The organism is Candidatus Salinivivens marinus, assembly GCF_965655845.1.
Taxonomy (GTDB): domain Bacteria; phylum Pseudomonadota; class Alphaproteobacteria; order Rhodobacterales; family Rhodobacteraceae; genus Salinivivens; species Salinivivens marinus.
In genome coordinates this window covers 43433-60128 of record NZ_CBFHHX010000003.1, presented here as the reverse complement: position 1 = coordinate 60128, position 16696 = coordinate 43433, and the positions used below count along the sequence as shown (strand labels likewise).

Genomic DNA, 16696 nt, shown 5'->3' with positions numbered 1-16696 from the left:
GTGAATGGGGGAACGCCAGAACAGATTGAGAATGCAGCTGAAATTGCTCTCGAACATCATTTGGGAATGACCTGTGATCCTGTCAAAGGACTTGTCCAAGTGCCCTGCATTGAACGCAATGGGCTGGGCGCAATTAAAGCAATTTCTGCAGCTAGTCTGGCTCTCAGAGGTGATGGCACTCATGTTATTCCTTTGGATGTTTGCATAGAAACAATGCGCCAAACTGGTGAAGACATGAGTGAAAGATACAAAGAGACATCAATGGGGGGATTGGCCGTCAACATACCTAATTGCTAATACACAGTTGGAATATTTAATTATTACTGGGCATACGAAGTCATTTCTGTTTAGAAGACCAAGCTTTTGAGGCTAGTAACGCCAGCGAAGCAGGGATTAAAAAATCCCGCGGGATTATCGTCAGTACTAACGGCTCGCTTGGAAAGAGCTCAATTTTATCCTCAGTGGTACAGTTCGAAGTACCAATTGTATTTAGTGGCGATAAAACAATATCTTCTGTTTTCCATTTTAAACCTTTGGAGACAACAGTACATTTTGCCATCGGATAAAGGGATACGCGGCAATCATTTTTAAGAGTTACTGAAAATTCTGGGGGAGTTAAAAAAACTATGTCATGACTACCAATTAGAAGAATTTTTTTATTGTAATGTTTTACCAGTGCTGTCTGAACTGCCATCTGGTGGTCGAGCCTATCCCCAAGAAAACCAACTCCCAGAATTAAGGGCGCATTAATTCTTTTTAAGGATTTTTCAAAATCAGTATCGTCTTGACTGCTTACGAAATGGATGCTGTCCTCGTCTATTTGAGCCTTTGATGTCTCCTCTATACTGTCCAAATCACCAATCACTGCTTTAGGTTTTACACCATATTGAAGACAGATGTTCGCACCACCATCTGCCGCAACAACATTAGATGCAAACTGGGTAGTTGCTTTAAAATTTTCAGGAGAAACGTAAGCACTCCCTACAAGGGTTATGGGATCTTTAAATGTTAAGGCCTGCCTGCTCATAAAATCATAAAAACCTAGCTTGGAGTTTTTTATCACTCATTTTCTGACCTAACAATCTATTTGGTAAACAAGTCCACTACTCTTTATGATCAGGGTCGGCCTGACCTATTCCCTTGAATATAAATTTAAACGGAAATGCCCAAATAATGCCGAGACCTAAATAAATTACTAACTCGACGAAAATTGATGGTCGCTCAAATAACGATACTAAGTTTACGGCCAAAATTATATACATTGGTAATCCGACTAGCAGCAGTAAAAGTGAGATGCGCCTTCTGTTTTTATAGCTAATACTCATTAATCTTCAAAAGGGTCCCTTACTAATATTGTATCTTCTCTCTCTGGTGATGTGGAAAGTAGCGCGACAGGACATTCAATCAACTCCTCTATCCTTCTCACATATTTTATTGCGCCAGCCGGCAATTCAGCCCAACTCCTTGCGCCCTCCGTGGTTTCGCTCCAACCATCCATTTCTTCAAAGATTGGCTGGCAGCGCGCTTGTTGGTCCGCCGCGGTCGGTAAATAATCGATTAATATGCCATCTAGACTGTAACCAACACAGATCTTAATTTTTTCAAACCCGTCCAGGACATCTAATTTTGTAAGCGATATTCCGTCTACCCCGGAAGTAGCACAAGTTTGACGAACCAGAACTGAGTCGAACCAACCGCACCGTCTTCTCCGTCCCGTAGTTGTTCCAAACTCGTGCCCGCGCTCTCCAAGCATATTACCGCAATCATCGTTTAACTCCGTGGGAAAAGGCCCTTCTCCAACCCGAGTAGTGTAAGCCTTTACTATTCCTAACACAAAGTCTATTCCTCCTGGCCCAAGCCCTGAGCCAGTGGCAGCCTGACCAGCAATAACATTAGACGAGGTTACGAATGGATAGGTTCCAAAATCCACATCTAGCAATGCCCCTTGCGCACCTTCAAATAGAATACGTTGTCCCGACTTTCGTTTATCGTTTAGAATTTTCCATACTGGTGCGGCAAATTTGAGTATATGAGGCGCCACATCGAGAAGTTTTTTAAAAAGAGTTGCTTTTTCAATTGGCTCTAAACCCATTCCGTTTCGCAGAGTGTTGTGATGCTGAAGGAGCCTATCAATTCGATTAGACAAGGTGGTCTCATCCGCAAGGTCCGAAACCCTTACCGCTCTTCGTCCTACTTTGTCCTCGTAAGCAGGCCCTATACCTCGTCCAGTAGTACCAATTTTTGCAATGCCACTTTGGGCCTCCCTTGCCCGGTCTAATTCACCATGAACAGGCAAAATTAACGGGGTATTCTCCGCGATTTTTAACGTATCCGCATCAATAGTTACACCTTGACCTATTAATGTTTCTATTTCACTTAGTAAGTGCCAGGGATCAAGCACTACACCATTACCTATAATTGATAACTTACCACCACGAACCACACCAGATGGAAGCGCGTGCAATTTGTATATTTTTTCATCAATTACTAGAGTATGCCCAGCATTATGCCCACCTTGAAACCTTACGACTACATCGGCCCTTTCACTTAACCAGTCAACAATCTTACCTTTCCCCTCGTCACCCCATTGCGCGCCCACTACAACAACATTTGCCATCGGATAACCTTTCTAGTAAAAATTTGACCGGCTTGGTATAACGCCTGATTGAAGGCTGTAAAGCTGTAATACAAAAATAAAATTATTTTTTTAATTTTATTAAAGAGCGACATGACCATATCAGATAATATCAAAACTATTATAATTGGCTCTTGCGGTATACTTTAAATTTACATATTTACCTCGAAGATCACCATGAGGTTGTGGATTTATGGAAAATATTGTTTTGACAGTTCATCTTCTATTGGCTCTAGCTTTAGTCGGTGTTGTACTTATTCAAAGATCCGAAGGTGGTGGGCTAGGTATGGGATCCGGCAGCGGAGACAGTGTCATGAGCGGGAGAGCAGCTGCGAGTGCTCTAACAAAATTAACCTGGATATTTGCTGTAGCATTTATAATAACATCAATTTCATTAACAGTAATTGCCGCGAACAAATCATCAGAAACCTCAGTGATGGATAGACTAGGTGTGTCGTCTAATAACGATAAAGAGACTGATCCCTCTTTAGATGATATAGATTCATTGTTACCACCCACAGAGGGCTCTGCAGAAGGCTTAGTACCTAGCGCAGATTAACAACGCCTTGTTATTATATACTAGATATTACCAATATGTAGATTGGTACGCCTTGCATATATAATGCGAATCCTGTTATACTTTACTCCCGTGATAGCTTTAGTTTTTCAAAGCTAATGCAGTAGTATAACTGCTATTTTGATTGGCTAGATACCATGGGAGAACCTCGTTTATGGCTAGATTTATATTTATCACAGGCGGAGTGGTTTCTTCTCTTGGGAAGGGTTTAGCGTCAGCATCGCTGGGCGCACTATTGCAAGCTCGCGGGTATAGTGTGAGGTTAAGAAAACTAGATCCTTATTTAAATGTCGATCCAGGAACAATGAGTCCATTTGAACATGGTGAGGTGTTTGTAACAGATGATGGGGCTGAGACAGATCTAGACCTAGGTCATTATGAGCGATTTACAGGAGTATCTGCAAGGATGACAGATTCTGTATCTTCCGGAAGAATTTACTCAAACGTGCTCGAAAAGGAACGTCGTGGTAATTACTTAGGGAAAACAATCCAGGTTATTCCCCATGTTACTGATGAAATAAAAGAATTTATAAAAATTGGAGAGGATGAAGTTGATTTTATGCTCTGCGAAATAGGTGGAACTGTAGGCGACATAGAAGGTTTGCCATTCTTCGAAGCCATTCGGCAATTTTCACAAGACAAGCAAAGGGGAGATTGTATTTTTATGCATTTGACCTTACTCCCATTTGTGAAGGCAAGCGGAGAATTAAAAACAAAACCCACACAGCATAGTGTAAAAGAACTTCGATCGATTGGAATATCACCAGATCTATTAGTTTGTAGATCCGAAGGATCAATTCCTCAAAAAGAACGGGAAAAGCTGGCGCTATTTTGCAATGTTCGTCCGGAAAGCGTCATTTCAGCGAAAGATTTGAATTCCATTTATGAAGCGCCGATATCTTATCATCAAGAAGGTTTGGACCAAGCAGTTCTTGATGCATTTAATATTACGCCAGCTCCAAAACCCGATCTGTCAAAATGGGAAGATGTAAAAGATCGATTAAACAACCCTGAGGGATATGTAAATGTTGCAATAGTTGGTAAATATACTCAACTAGAAGATGCATATAAGTCAATAGCTGAAGCACTAACACATGGCGGAATGGCCAATAGGCTTGAAGTAAAAATTAAGTGGGTAGACGCAGAAACTTTCGAAAAAGAGGATCCAGAAATTCATTTGTCCGGGTTTCATGCCATCCTAGTGCCAGGTGGGTTTGGTGAAAGGGGAACCGAAGGAAAAATAATGGCGGCTAAATTTGCTAGAGAACATAAAATTCCATATTTGGGAATTTGCTTGGGTATGCAAACCGCAGTAATTGAGTCCGCCAGGAATATGGCTGGAATCTCAAACGCTGGTTCAGAAGAGTTTGACCATGAAGCAGGCAAGCGCCGCTTCGAACCAATAATCTATCATCTAAAAGAGTGGGTTCAAGGAAATCATAAAGTTTCTAGAAATGTAGAAGATGATAAGGGAGGAACTATGCGTCTTGGGGCATATTCTGCCGTACTGGCTGAAGGTTCAAATGTTGCAAAAGTATACAACTCGACTGATATAGAAGAACGCCATAGGCACCGTTATGAAGTAGATATTAATTACCGCAAAGAACTTGAAAAGAACGGGTTAATTTTCTCAGGTATGTCTCCAGATGGAAGGCTACCAGAGATTGTCGAACTAAGTGATCATCCCTGGTTCATAGGAGTACAATTTCACCCTGAATTAAAGTCAAAACCTTTTGATCCACATCCGCTATTTAGAGACTTTATAAAGGCAGCAAAAAATATTTCACGGCTCGTCTGAATAAAATCAGTACTTGCAGTTAACCAATTTTAAACAACGAGGATTTTATGATTTCCAATTTTCTAAGGTCATTATTATCTGAAGAATCCGATCCAGTTTCAACGGACGATGCACAAATTGCTTTGGCAGCTCTGTTAGTGCGTATAGCAAAATCTGATTCACAATATGATGAGAGTGAGGTGGAGGCGATAAAAAAGGTATTAATGGAACAATTTAAAATGTCTGAAGAAAAGGCTAATTCCACAATCCATGGTGCAGAGCAACTTGAGCAAGAAGCGCCAGATACAGTTCGTTTTACAAAAGCACTGAAAAATAATATACCTTATGAAAACCGTCGGCAAATTATTCAAGGTCTATGGCAGGTCGCATTAGCAGATGGATCTCGTGACAGTGAGGAAGATGCTGTAATTCGCTTAGCAGCTAAATTGCTGGGAGTTACAGACGTGGAAAGCGCAGTGGCCCGCAAAACTGCTCAGGGCAAGTCATAAAACAAAGTAATATTTTTTAAGCCTGATAATAAATCTACCGGTATCCATTTAAAAGCCTCCAAGCGCTCAGAATATTGAAGATGACAACTTTAGATCCTGATATTTATTGAATACTAGCCAAAAAAGTTATGTGGACAATTAATGAATTGGATGAAATTGTCTAAACAAATATTGATGGTGAGAGTATGTCGAAAGTATCGGCGAAAACAATCCAGGTAGCAGTTGCAGACTTAAATGGCATTCTTAGGGGCAAAATACTACCAATTAAAAATGTAAAAAAATTAAAAACTAAGTCAATCCGACTGCCCTTATCAGCTCTAAACGTTGATTTATTTGGAGAGGATATTGAGAATAGTCCACTCGTTTTTGAGTCTGGCGACACGGACGGATATATTACTCCCACCGAACGACAACCTTTTAAGCTAACCTGGCTAGAAAAAGCACCGGTGTTTCATCCATGTTGGATGTTTACAGATGATGGTAAAAGTTTTCTTGGCGATGCAAGGCATAGTTTGGCTAAAACCTTAAAAGGTTACAGAGAAAAGGGTTGGACCGTAACAGCCGCGACAGAAATGGAATTTTATTTAGTCAATGCTGAACATGGCTCGCTGAAACCACCGATTAATCCTAAAACCAACACACAACTGGTGAGTGCAGATGTGCTCTCCACTCAAGATTTAAACCATTTTGAGGTCATCTTGAATGAAATTCAGGAAGCGTGCATTGAGGCTGGGATTAATTTTGAAAGTATAACCTCCGAGTCAGGCTGTGGCCAATTTGAGGTAACCCTCAAACATCGCAATGCATTATTAGCAGCAGATGATGCGCTTTTGTTTAAAGTCATTACCAAAGGAGTGGCGCTAAAGCATAGATTGACTGCCACTTTTATGGCTAAGCCATATCTTGACCAACCAGGCAATGGAATGCATATGCACTTTTCCATATTAGATAACGAAAGGCAAAATATTTTTAGCAATGATGGAGATGCTGGCTCAAATATTTTAAAATATGCAGTCGGCGGCTGTATATTGGCCATGAAAGCCTCAACTCTGATCTTTGCACCATTTGAAAATAGTTATGAACGCTTAACACCAAAAGCTCATGCTCCAACGGGAATTTCTTGGGCATATGAGAACAGAACTGCTGCGATAAGGATACCAATGGGTAATCCTCTTTCCAAACGTATTGAGCACAGAGTTGCTGGTGGTGATACAAACCCATATTTGGTATTCACTGCCGTATTAGGCGCCGCTCTTCAGGGAATTGAAAAAAAAATAGACGCGCCGAAACCAATCCAGGGAGATGCATATTCTTTAAAGTTACCTCAATTGGCGCAGAATTTGAGCTCTGCAATTGATCTTTTTCAAAATGAAGACTTAATAAAACAAATATTTCCTGAAAATTTAGTTACAAACTTATTATTAACAAAAAAGCAAGAGCTTAAGCAATTTGATAAAATAAACTCGGCAGATAAGTGGAAATACTATATTAACAGCGTGTGACTGGGTACGTTAGGAGAATTTATGAAAATTGGCATTTTACAAACTGGAAAAAGCCATGATAGTCTTTTGTATAAATTTGGCGATTATCCAGACTTGTTTAAAAAGTTTTTAAGTTCAGAACATTTTGTTTTTGAAACATATCCTGTTTTGGACATGGTATTCCCAAAGTCACCGGATGAATGCAACGGCTGGCTGATAACCGGCTCGCGTCACGGCGTATATGAGGACCATAAATGGCTAGATCCACTTCGCGAATTTATTAGACTTATACACAATGAAAAGCTCCCACTAGTCGGCATATGCTTTGGTCACCAAATTATAGCACAAGCATTAGGTGGCGTAGTTGAAAAGTTTCAAGGCGGTTGGTCTGTTGGTTCAACTCTATATAAATATGGAGACAGAGACGTAAAATTAAATGCTTGGCATCAAGATCAAGTGATTGTACCACCATCTAATGCTGAAACAGTTATGAGTAATGATTTCTGTAAATTTGCAGGACTAGCGTATGATGATAATATTATTACTTTTCAGCCACATCCAGAGTTTAATTCTGATTACATCGAAGGTTTGATTGAAAATAGGGGAAAAGGAATTGTGCCAGACGATCTTCTCTATACTGCGAAATCAAAATTAGATGGTTCAAATGACAATGACTTTTTTGCTACTAAAATTAAGTCATTTTTTGCAAAGTGAATTCCATTATGAAAACATTCTCAAATATTCTTAGCAAAGCTCCCGATGCAGCAAGAGCTTATGTCGAAGGGAGAAAGGTAGACGAAGTAGAATGCATTGTTTCTGACCTTCCAGGCATAGCACGTGGAAAAGCAGTGCCAGCGCAAAAATTTCTAAGGCAAAAAACTTTTCATTTACCTGACTCCATTTTCTTTCAAACGATAACAGGTGGTTGGGGAGAGGCTGCGGGAAAAGAAGGTTTTATTGAGCGAGATATGATCTTGGATCCAGATTACTCAACTACTACTGCAGCGCCTTGGACCGGAGACTGGACGCTACAGGTAATACATGATGCTTACGATAGGAAGAATAAACCCGTACCTTTTGCACCTCGGAACGTTTTAAAGAAAGTTTTAGATTTATATAAAAAAGAAGGCTGGGCTCCCATCGTTGCACCAGAAATGGAATTCTATTTAGTCAGTAGAAATTCAGACCCAAGAACACCAATCCAAGCAATGATGGGCAGATCAGGTCGACCTGCTGCTGCACGTCAAGCATATTCTATGACGGCTGTTGATGAGTTTGGGCCCGTAATTGACGATATCTATGATTTTGCAGAATTGCAGGGTTTTGAAATCGACGGGATTACTCAAGAAGGAGGAGCAGGACAATTAGAGATCAACCTTCAACACGGGGACCCGCTCAAGTTAGCCGATGAAGTTTTCTACTTCAAAAGGTTAATACGGGAAGCTGCATTACGCCATAATTGTTTTGCCACATTTATGGCAAAACCAATTGAAGATGAACCTGGGAGTGCCATGCATATTCATCATTCAATTTTAGATAAAAACACAGGAGAAAATCTATTTTCTGGACCGCAAGGTGGAGAGACTGATATGTTTTACCATTTCATTGGCGGTTTACAGAGATACTTACCCTCCGCTATAGCAGTGCTAGCGCCCTACGTGAATTCATACAGACGGTATGTCAAAGACCATGCAGCGCCAATTAATCTAGAATGGGCAAGAGACAACAGAACTACAGGCATTAGAGTGCCACTTTCGAGTAATTCTGCGCGACGCGTTGAAAATCGCTTAGCCGGTATGGACTGTAATCCTTATCTGGGTATCGCGATCTCTCTAGCATGCGGTTATCTTGGAATTAAGAACGAAATCCGTCCGTCTAAGCAATTCCGTGGCGATGCTTATGAGGGAGCAGAAGACATTCCGCGTGGACTAGGCTCAGCTTTGGACTTGTTTGAGGAAGCAACCCCATTACATAAAATTCTTGGTACAGAATTTTGTCGAGTTTATTCGATCGTGAAAAGGGCAGAGCACGAGGAATTTTTACAAGTTATAAGTCCCTGGGAAAGGGAGCATCTTTTGTTAAATGTATGAATTTATTATATGTAAATGATGAAACCAACCGATATCCAAATAACAGTTGGTATACAGCAACCTCAGAAATACTACCAGATTTTGAACCATTAACCCAGGAAATTTCAGTGGACGTCGCAATTATTGGTGGCGGTTATGCCGGATTAACTGCAGGGCTCTTTCTAGCTAGAGCCGGCGCTGATACTGCCTTGTTAGAGGCACAGAAAGTAGGGTTTGGGGCATCTGGAAGAAATGGTGGACAGTTGGGTGCCGGACAACGTATGGATCAACGCGACTTAATTAAGTTGGTGGGAGAAAATCTAGGAGACCAACTTTGGCATCTGGCAGATGATGCGATCGATACTGTGAAAACAATTATAAAAAGAGATAAAATTGATTGTTTTCTGCGTCCAGGCGTAGCCAATCTTGGAAATTCAAATGTTGAGGCAGCGGATCTGCATTCTTACGCAGAATTTCTTGAAAAAAGATATAAGCAAGGGAATGTAGATATCATTAGCAAAGAAGAAAGTTTAGAGCTTTGTATTTCCAATGCATACAAAGGTGGTATTTTGTTTTCAAACGCCGCTCACTTGCATCCATTACGCTACGCTTTAGGGATCACAAAGGCAGGTAGAGAAAATGGGTTAAGAATTTTCGAGCAATCACCAGTCCAAAAAATAATTAAAGGTGATACCGTTACTTTGCGAACTAATAGGACATTGGTAAAAGCTAAATATGTTGTATATGCCTGCAATGGATATCTTGGTGACCTCGAACCTAAAGTAGCTGCTCGAGTGATGCCAATAAATAACTACATTGTAGCAACTGAACCACTAACTGATGCAAAACATACGGTTTTAACTAAAGATATTGCAGTTGCAGATTCAAAATTTGTTGTAAATTATTTTCGTATGGCTCACGATAATAGGTTACTTTTTGGAGGGACAGAAAGCTACGGATACAAATTTCCAAAAAATATTGCCTCCAAGGTGCGCAAACCAATGCTGAAGATTTTTCCACAATTAGACAACATTAAAATTGATTATGCTTGGGGCGGTACTTTAGGGATTACGATGCGTCGCATGCCATATTTCAAACGTCTTAGTAAGAATGAATTCAATATTTCTGGCTTTTCTGGCCATGGTGTCGGCAATGCCACTCACGCCGGCAAGCTCATTGCTCAAACAATATTAAATCAAGACAGTGATGGCTTCGATGCGATGGAAAAGGTACCCTCACTGCCCTTCCCAGGAGGTCGTTTTGCCCGTTCACCTCTTCTGGTGATGGCAATGACCTGGTATTCATTGAGAGATAAGATTGGCCTCTAAAAGTTAACTTAATTTATTTAGCTTTTCTTGTAGTTCACTTAATTGAGTTTTTATCGCTTCGAGGTCATCTTTTGTTTCGCTTGAAGGATCATTTGAGTCTTTTTTGGAAGTATCGTTTGAATTATACCTGGACAAACTGCCCATAAACGCCTTCAAAAATGCATTTTGCTGAGCCTGCAAATTTTCAAACCCAGGCATTCCCTGGATAGGGTTAATGCTGTTCATATTTTCCATAAATTTAGATTGGCTTTCACGAAACATTTCTAGGGAAATTGTCAAAAACTCTGGAAGAGCCGAAGTCGTTTGACTTGCGTAACTTCGCACCAAATCTGTCAAAACATCAATTGGAAGTACGTTTTCTCCCCTACTCTCATGCTCAGCGATTATCTGGAGTAAATATTGCCTGGTTAAATCATCTCCAGACTTTAGATCAATAATCTGCACATCGCGACCAGATCTGATAAAACCCGCTATGTCATCAAGGGTGACGTAATCACTTGTTTCAGTATTATACAGACGGCGACTGGCGTATCTTTTGATAAGCAAAGTACTTGACTTATTTTCCACTGTGAACTCCCCATTGCAGCGTTGCAGCAATTATTAAGCATATGCAGCAAAAAATAAAGAGGCAACAAACTGCTGCCTCTTTCCAATCTACAAAAGATTTATAAGTCTAACTAAAATAAAATCAATTAGCAGCTTTTTTCTTTGCCGGAGAAACATCATTTGCAGCTTTTTTTACTGCTGCTGCTGCTTCTGTCTGAACTTCCTTCGCCGTTGAAAGAAATAAAGATAATGAATCCATTTGTGCTTTTTTTGCGATCTCTGCATATGCTGCGAGATTTTCGGTCGCTACGTCAGCTTGCTCAGAGACAAAATCTCCTATAGATTTAGCATAACTAGATGGATCACCAGCGTAGCTTGGAGCTTTCTGCATTTTAGTAATTGTCTCAGTAGCCCATTTGTATGTTACTGTTGTGGACTTCTCAGCCACGCCTAAAAATAAATCATAATATTCCTTGCTTATAGCCGACTGCTTTTCGACTGCGTCGTCGAAAATGGCCGTATCCATAGGCAAAGAAGCCATAAAATTCTCAAAAAACTTATTCATATCTTGTGTACCCGCCATGACGAATGCCCTTTATAAATTAACTAAACTAATTTATGTATACACGCTGCACCGCAGCAATGCAAGTAATTTTTCTGCACTGCGGCATAATTTTTATTTTTAATTGCTAAAGATGTGGTTTTTGGTGAACATAGCAACCTGGAGCATCTCCCAAATCCAAGTCACCACTAAGGTAGGGTATGCGAGCCTCGACGAGACCTTTTGATTTCTCCCTCAGCCATCTTTCCCAAAATGGCCACCAACTTTCTTTTACAAATTCTGCACCGATTTTCCACTGTTCAGGATCTTTGACGTCATCTTTTCTAAAGTAATATCCATATTTGTTCCTATCCGGAGCATTTATGATACCAGCAACATGTCCAGCCTCAGAGAGTACGAAAACCTTTTCTTTAGAACTGAAATTTTGTAGCCCTCGGAAACTATCTTTCCAAGATGCAATATGGTCTGTTTCACAACTTATACCGAAAACAGGCACATCTATATCTACAGCGCCAATTTTCTTGCCGAACATAATTAATTCATTTTTTGCAAATTGATTTTCCTGACATAAGCGCCTTAGGTATTGCATTGCCATCTTGCCGGGTAAATTTGCTCCGTCTCCATTCCAAAATAGCAAGTCAAATGAGGGAGGAGCCTCGCCCATCATGTAGCTCTTAATTGCTGGAGTGTAGATAAGATCGTTCGAACGAAGAAAACTAAATGTCCGCGCTATAATGAAGCTCTCTAGAATGCCTTTGTTTTTAGTCTCACTCTCGATTGCATCAATGAAATCATTTTGTAAAAACGGTGTAAATTCACGTTGATTGGAAAAGTCAGTTAAGGTCGTAAGAAGTGAGGCCGAATTTATAGATCTATCACCTCGCTGACTCATTATGGACATGACTAGACTTAGTGTTGTCCCTGCAATACAATACCCTAAAGCATTTATTTTTTTGACCTGGCAAATGCTTTTTACTTGATCAATAGCCTCCAGATATCCTTCCTCAATATACTCCTCAAGACCGACATTAGAATAGTTTGAGTCCGGGTTCACCCATGATACCACAAATAATGTGTAGCCCTGGTCAACTATCCAACGTATCAAACTATTGTGAGCTCTTAAGTCCAGAATATAATATTTGTTAATCCAGGGAGGAAAAATTAGTAAAGGGGTGCTATACACCTTCTCAGTCGAAGGTGAATACTGAATTAGTTCACAAAGTCTGTTACGAAAGACAACTTTACCGGGGGTTGCGGCTAAATCTGATCCAACTTTGAACGCACTTTCATCTGCTAAGCGGACTAATAACTCCCCATCATTTGCCTCTAAATCCCGAATTAAATTCTCCAGACCTTGTACTAGAGATCGCCCTTTGGTTAAAAAAGCTCTCTCCAGGGCATCGGGATTTGTTCCAAAAAAATTAGTGGGAGCCATCATATCAATAATTTGACTAGAAAAATACTCTAGCCGCGCTTGGTCTTTCGGTGACAAACCCTCTACTTGAGCCACTGCAGTTTTGATCATGTCCGAATTAGCTAGGTACTGTTTTAAAACATATTTAAAAAACGGGCTACTCTTCCATAATTGATGTGTAAAACGTCTATCAACATATTTAGTGTTTACTGCCTCATTAGCCTCAGAAAAAAATTGCTTTTGCGTCTCCGCAAAATATTCCAGGGTTTTCCCCCAGTAGGATACTTGCTGCTCAAGTATGAAAGTAGGACTTTGAGCCATACTTTTTAAATAAGCACCTACTGTTTTTACAAAAATATCGTGCCCAGGACCGTTTAATGCGGGATTAATCTGCTTTTTGTTACTCAGAACTTCAAAAAAACGTCCTGACAATTCCTCTAATTTCTGCAAATTTTTACCTAATTGCGGATCAATTGACTGTAAATTGTTATCCGAACTTGTCATACGAAATTTTTCCAACTATCTTAGCTGCGGTGCAGCATAACTTAAAGACCAAAAATTACCATGCCCCTTTTTACCGCACCTTTGGTTTAGGATGAATAAAATGCATAAAATGCTAAGTTACGATTATTTCGAAGCAATTCGTAATGCAAACCAATGGATTGGAGCTACTGCAAAGGCAGCAGCCTCAATCCCCGCAATGTCAGTTTTCCCCAATCCAAGCATTGATTGGATTGCTGCTTGGGGTCAAGTAACCGAGAGATCATTTGAAAGAATGGCTGCAAAACCTGATTGGGGTATTGAAAGTATAACGTGTTACGACGGGCGAGATCATTTAGTAGAGATCAATAAAAAAATAACAGGAGCCTTTGGCGACCTCATCCATTTTAATGTTCTGGGCAGAGAACCGGCTCCAAGGAAAATTTTGCTGGTAGCACCTATGTCAGGCCACTATTCAACCTTGCTTCGCTCAACGGTCAACAGTTTAATCATCGATAGTGAAATATATGTTACAGACTGGCACAATGCTCGAGACATCCCAGTTTCTCAGGGAAGCTTCGATATTGAGGACTACGCTAAATATTTAATTGACTATATTAGATTTCTCGGTCCAGACATAAATGTGATTGCCATCTGCCAACCCGCCCCGTTGGCCCTTGTAGCAACAGCATTCCTTGCTCAGGAAAAAAAAGATGAACAACCAAAAAGTTTAATCCTTATGGGGGGACCAATCGATCCCAGTGCAGCTCCAACTGAAATCACAGAGTTCGGCAATAATGTTAATTTAGAATACTTCGAACAGACTGTAATTCAGCGCGTAGGATTTAAGTATGCAGGCGTTGGGCGGCAAGTTTACCCCGGCTTATTACAACTAATGTCCTTTATGTCGATGAATGCCGAGAAACATGCAAAATCATTTACAGATCAGATAGCTAAAGTTGCCCAAGGGACAGCAAGTGAGCATGACAAACATAACAGTTTTTACGACGAGTATTTAGCTGTGATGGATATGACAGCAGAATTCTATTTATCAACAGTAGACCGAATTTTTAAAAAAAGAGAGATAGCCCAAAACAAATTTACGATTATGGGAAAACACGTCGACATAGATACAATTTCAAATGTTGCCGTAATGACTATAGAGGGTGGCAAGGATGATATTTCAGCACCCGGACAATGCTCAGCTGCAATTGAACTTTGCAGGAATGTGCCACTAAAGAAAAAGTACAGCCACGTGGAGGCTGATGCTGGCCACTATGGCATCTTCGCAGGAAAAAACTGGAGAACTAATATCCGCCCTAAAGTAATTAAATTCATTGACAGCCATCAATAGATGGAATTGTTTTTAAATTAACTATTTTAAAAGCTGTTTATTCTTTGCATAAATCTTATCAATCATACTTTGTGTGCCTTTAGAAAACTCTAACGAACACCCATAAACCGTATTGGTTTTGGCCGATATAGAAAAAGCCTCTACTTGATTGACATAGTGATTTACACCCGGAAATTTAAAAACTTGTTCGTGCCCATTGCCTTTTCTAAAAATGACTTGGGCAATGTCATACACGTTGGGGTTAAAAGGTGCGGTAAACTTCAAAAACCCTTCTGTACCCTGAATTGTCATTTCCTGCCGAGCGGCTGCTCGCATAGACGTGACTGCCTGCATTTTAAAACCAGGGAATTGAGCTGATACATTTGCCCAAATATCAACTTCATTTTCAAAAACAATATCTGCAGATAAAACTTCAATAGGTTCAGAACCTGTAACGAACCTACTTACGCCATAGGGATAAACGCCGATATCGGGAATACCACCACCACCAAATCGTGCTTGATTGCGTATATTCAATGGATCATCAGCATTATTGTAACTAAATACTCCATCAATTTGCACTAATTTTCCTAATTTACCCGCGTCAACAAACTCCTTTGCCAACTGCCACTGTGGATGATGCACTACCATATATGCTTCCGCTGCTAGAAGCTGTGCTTTATCGCGCAAGTGAATTAGACGATCTATCTCGTCGGCAGCCATTGAGATCGGCTTTTCACACAAAACATGCTTTCCAGCTTGCAAGCAGCGCGTTGCCCATTCAATATGAAGGTGATTTGGCAATGGAATATATACTGCGTCAATATTAGAATCTTCTAATAAGTCATTATAATCATTATAAATTTCTAGTCTATCTGACAGTTCCAGGAATTTATTAGCCTTTTCTAAATCCCTTGTCGCAAGTGCTACTAGTGAATTACCTTTAGCAGAATGAATGGCAGGTGCCATTTGTTCTAATGCAAATTTGGAAGCACCTAATATTCCCCATTTGAAACTTGAAATCAAAACTTTCGACCAATCTTCAAGACCTATTAATTTTTATAGTAAAGGCGTTAGGGTTTTTTACAAGTATCAACTAACAGTAGCTACTTCGGAGGCCAGTTCACGCATTTGCATCTGAAGTTTCTCAAAAGCACGCACCTCGATCTGTCTTATTCGTTCCCTACTTACACCATATTCAGAACTGAGCTCTTCCAGAGTAAAGGGTGTATCCTGCAATCTGCGCTTATGCAAAATATCCTGTTCTCGATCATTGAGAAAGCTCATTGCCTTTCTCAATAAATCCAAGCGAAATTCAACCTCATCTTTATTCTCAAAGTCTGCAGCATGATCCGCCGACTCATCTTCCAGCCAGTCCTGCCACTCCATTGATCCATCGCCATCAGAGGAAACGACGGCGTTAAGCGAGGCATCTCCACCACTTAATCTACGGTTCATAGAGACTACTTCATCCTCTGACACACCCAAATCAGTAGCAATCTTTTTTACATTATCTGGATGTAAATCACCCTCGTCTAAAGCACCTATTCTTGCTTTTGCTTTTCGTAGATTAAAAAATAGTTTTTTCTGAGCGCTCGTAGTGCCCATTTTAACTAATGACCAACTACGAAGAATGTATTCTTGGATACTTGCCCTAATCCACCACATTGCATAGGTAGCGAGCCTGAAACCTTTTTCTGGATCAAAACGCTTTACTGCCTGCATCAATCCAACGTTTGCTTCAGAAATTACCTCAGCTTGAGGCAAACCATAACCGCGGTAGCCCATAGCAATTTTAGCTGCTAAACGTAAATGTGACGTTACTAACTTGTGGGCTGCTTCTGGGTCTTGTTCATCCGCCCATCGTCGTGCGAGCATATATTCCTCTTCCGGCTCCAGCATTGGAAACTTGCGTATTTCCTGTAGATAACGGCTTAGTCCAGCTTCAGGACTCGGAGCGGGTAAATTTGCATACTTCGTCATTT

General features: G+C 40.4%; 17 protein-coding genes. 9 read left to right on the top strand and 8 right to left on the bottom strand.

The genetic code is table 11. The features are described from left to right. Positions 1-297 (top strand): L-serine ammonia-lyase, iron-sulfur-dependent, subunit beta (locus ACTF5Q_RS03985; protein ID WP_438953384.1); only part of this gene is annotated, 297 nt, incomplete at its 5' end. 40 nt (positions 298-337) lie between these two features. On the opposite strand, the gene ACTF5Q_RS03980 is transcribed toward ACTF5Q_RS03985, so the two are convergent. From ACTF5Q_RS03980 to ACTF5Q_RS03970, 3 genes are read right to left on the bottom strand one after another with little or no spacing between them, the layout of a single operon-like run. Then, entirely contained in the window at positions 338-1063 is a 726-nt protein-coding gene (locus ACTF5Q_RS03980) for a thiamine diphosphokinase (RefSeq protein WP_438953383.1), read from the bottom strand. A 40-nt stretch (positions 1064-1103) separates the two neighbouring features. After that, positions 1104-1325, bottom strand: a complete 222-nt coding sequence (locus ACTF5Q_RS03975) for a DUF2842 domain-containing protein (protein WP_164377366.1) — start codon at positions 1323-1325, stop codon at positions 1104-1106. After that, positions 1325-2617, bottom strand: a complete 1293-nt coding sequence (locus ACTF5Q_RS03970) for an adenylosuccinate synthase (RefSeq protein ID WP_438953382.1) — start codon at positions 2615-2617, stop codon at positions 1325-1327. Before ACTF5Q_RS03970 ends, ACTF5Q_RS03975 begins: the two co-directional genes overlap by 1 nt. Before the next feature lie 211 nt (positions 2618-2828). On the opposite strand from ACTF5Q_RS03970, the gene secG reads away from it, so the two are divergent. The 7 genes from secG (at position 2829) to ACTF5Q_RS03935 (ending at position 10376) form a co-directional block, all read left to right on the top strand. After that, positions 2829-3194, top strand: a complete 366-nt coding sequence (secG, locus tag ACTF5Q_RS03965) for a preprotein translocase subunit SecG (RefSeq protein ID WP_438953381.1) — start codon at positions 2829-2831, stop codon at positions 3192-3194. 172 nt (positions 3195-3366) lie between these two features. Next, on the top strand, positions 3367-5010 hold the full coding sequence (locus ACTF5Q_RS03960; RefSeq protein ID WP_438953380.1) for a CTP synthase: 1644 nt from the start codon (positions 3367-3369) through the stop codon (positions 5008-5010). Between the two features lie 47 nt (positions 5011-5057). After that, positions 5058-5498, top strand: a complete 441-nt coding sequence (locus ACTF5Q_RS03955) for a TerB family tellurite resistance protein (protein WP_438953379.1) — start codon at positions 5058-5060, stop codon at positions 5496-5498. Positions 5499-5683: 185 nt separating this feature from the next. Continuing rightward, the gene (locus ACTF5Q_RS03950) at positions 5684-7000 is read left to right on the top strand and encodes a glutamine synthetase family protein (RefSeq protein WP_438953378.1); all 1317 of its coding nucleotides are present in this window, start codon (positions 5684-5686) and stop codon (positions 6998-7000) included. 21 nt (positions 7001-7021) lie between these two features. Further along, positions 7022-7693 (top strand): type 1 glutamine amidotransferase, encoded by a 672-nt coding sequence (locus ACTF5Q_RS03945; RefSeq protein WP_438953377.1) that lies wholly within the window; start codon positions 7022-7024, stop codon positions 7691-7693. An 8-nt stretch (positions 7694-7701) separates the two neighbouring features. Further along, positions 7702-9069 carry a glutamine synthetase family protein gene (locus tag ACTF5Q_RS03940; RefSeq protein ID WP_438953376.1) on the top strand — a complete coding sequence of 456 codons (1368 nt, stop codon included), beginning with the start codon at positions 7702-7704 and terminating at the stop codon, positions 9067-9069. Continuing rightward, the gene (locus tag ACTF5Q_RS03935; RefSeq protein WP_438953375.1) at positions 9066-10376 is read left to right on the top strand and encodes an NAD(P)/FAD-dependent oxidoreductase; all 1311 of its coding nucleotides are present in this window, start codon (positions 9066-9068) and stop codon (positions 10374-10376) included. The genes ACTF5Q_RS03940 and ACTF5Q_RS03935 overlap by 4 nt, the downstream gene beginning before the upstream one ends. 3 nt (positions 10377-10379) lie before the next feature. On the opposite strand, the gene phaR is transcribed toward ACTF5Q_RS03935, so the two are convergent. The 3 genes from phaR to ACTF5Q_RS03920 form a co-directional block, all read right to left on the bottom strand. Next, entirely contained in the window at positions 10380-10943 is a 564-nt protein-coding gene (phaR, locus tag ACTF5Q_RS03930; RefSeq protein WP_438953374.1) for a polyhydroxyalkanoate synthesis repressor PhaR, read from the bottom strand. A 121-nt stretch (positions 10944-11064) separates the two neighbouring features. Next, a complete protein-coding gene (locus tag ACTF5Q_RS03925; RefSeq protein ID WP_438953373.1) occupies positions 11065-11505 on the bottom strand; it encodes a Phasin in 441 nt (146 codons plus the stop codon). A 106-nt stretch (positions 11506-11611) separates the two neighbouring features. After that, the gene (locus ACTF5Q_RS03920) at positions 11612-13402 is read right to left on the bottom strand and encodes a PHA/PHB synthase family protein (protein ID WP_438953372.1); all 1791 of its coding nucleotides are present in this window, start codon (positions 13400-13402) and stop codon (positions 11612-11614) included. Between the two features lie 100 nt (positions 13403-13502). Between ACTF5Q_RS03920 and phaZ the strand changes: the two genes are divergently transcribed. Beyond that, on the top strand, positions 13503-14732 hold the full coding sequence (gene phaZ / locus ACTF5Q_RS03915; RefSeq protein WP_438953371.1) for a polyhydroxyalkanoate depolymerase: 1230 nt from the start codon (positions 13503-13505) through the stop codon (positions 14730-14732). A gap of 21 nt (positions 14733-14753) precedes the next feature. Here phaZ and ACTF5Q_RS03910 read toward each other — a convergent pair whose 3' ends face one another. Both ACTF5Q_RS03910 and rpoH read right to left on the bottom strand, forming a co-directional pair. Continuing rightward, on the bottom strand, positions 14754-15737 hold the full coding sequence (locus tag ACTF5Q_RS03910; protein WP_438953370.1) for a Gfo/Idh/MocA family protein: 984 nt from the start codon (positions 15735-15737) through the stop codon (positions 14754-14756). Between the two features lie 66 nt (positions 15738-15803). Further along, a complete protein-coding gene (rpoH, locus tag ACTF5Q_RS03905) occupies positions 15804-16694 on the bottom strand; it encodes an RNA polymerase sigma factor RpoH (RefSeq protein WP_438953369.1) in 891 nt (296 codons plus the stop codon). Positions 16695-16696 lie beyond the last annotated feature (2 nt).

Excerpts from the sequence above, each read along its gene's own strand:
- ACTF5Q_RS03975 (WP_164377366.1), bottom strand. The coding sequence starts at position 1,325 with ATGAGTATTAGCTATAAAAACAGAAGGCGCATCTCACTTTTACTGCTG.
- ACTF5Q_RS03970 (WP_438953382.1), bottom strand. The coding sequence starts at position 2,617 with ATGGCAAATGTTGTTGTAGTGGGCGCGCAATGGGGTGACGAGGGGAAA.
- secG (WP_438953381.1), top strand. The coding sequence starts at position 2,829 with ATGGAAAATATTGTTTTGACAGTTCATCTTCTATTGGCTCTAGCTTTA.
- ACTF5Q_RS03960 (WP_438953380.1), top strand. The coding sequence starts at position 3,367 with ATGGCTAGATTTATATTTATCACAGGCGGAGTGGTTTCTTCTCTTGGG.
- ACTF5Q_RS03955 (WP_438953379.1), top strand. The coding sequence starts at position 5,058 with ATGATTTCCAATTTTCTAAGGTCATTATTATCTGAAGAATCCGATCCA.
- ACTF5Q_RS03950 (WP_438953378.1), top strand. The coding sequence starts at position 5,684 with ATGTCGAAAGTATCGGCGAAAACAATCCAGGTAGCAGTTGCAGACTTA.
- ACTF5Q_RS03945 (WP_438953377.1), top strand. The coding sequence starts at position 7,022 with ATGAAAATTGGCATTTTACAAACTGGAAAAAGCCATGATAGTCTTTTG.
- ACTF5Q_RS03940 (WP_438953376.1), top strand. The coding sequence starts at position 7,702 with ATGAAAACATTCTCAAATATTCTTAGCAAAGCTCCCGATGCAGCAAGA.
- ACTF5Q_RS03935 (WP_438953375.1), top strand. The coding sequence starts at position 9,066 with ATGAATTTATTATATGTAAATGATGAAACCAACCGATATCCAAATAAC.
- ACTF5Q_RS03925 (WP_438953373.1), bottom strand. The coding sequence starts at position 11,505 with ATGGCGGGTACACAAGATATGAATAAGTTTTTTGAGAATTTTATGGCT.
- ACTF5Q_RS03920 (WP_438953372.1), bottom strand. The coding sequence starts at position 13,402 with ATGACAAGTTCGGATAACAATTTACAGTCAATTGATCCGCAATTAGGT.
- phaZ (WP_438953371.1), top strand. The coding sequence starts at position 13,503 with ATGCATAAAATGCTAAGTTACGATTATTTCGAAGCAATTCGTAATGCA.
- rpoH (WP_438953369.1), bottom strand. The coding sequence starts at position 16,694 with ATGACGAAGTATGCAAATTTACCCGCTCCGAGTCCTGAAGCTGGACTA.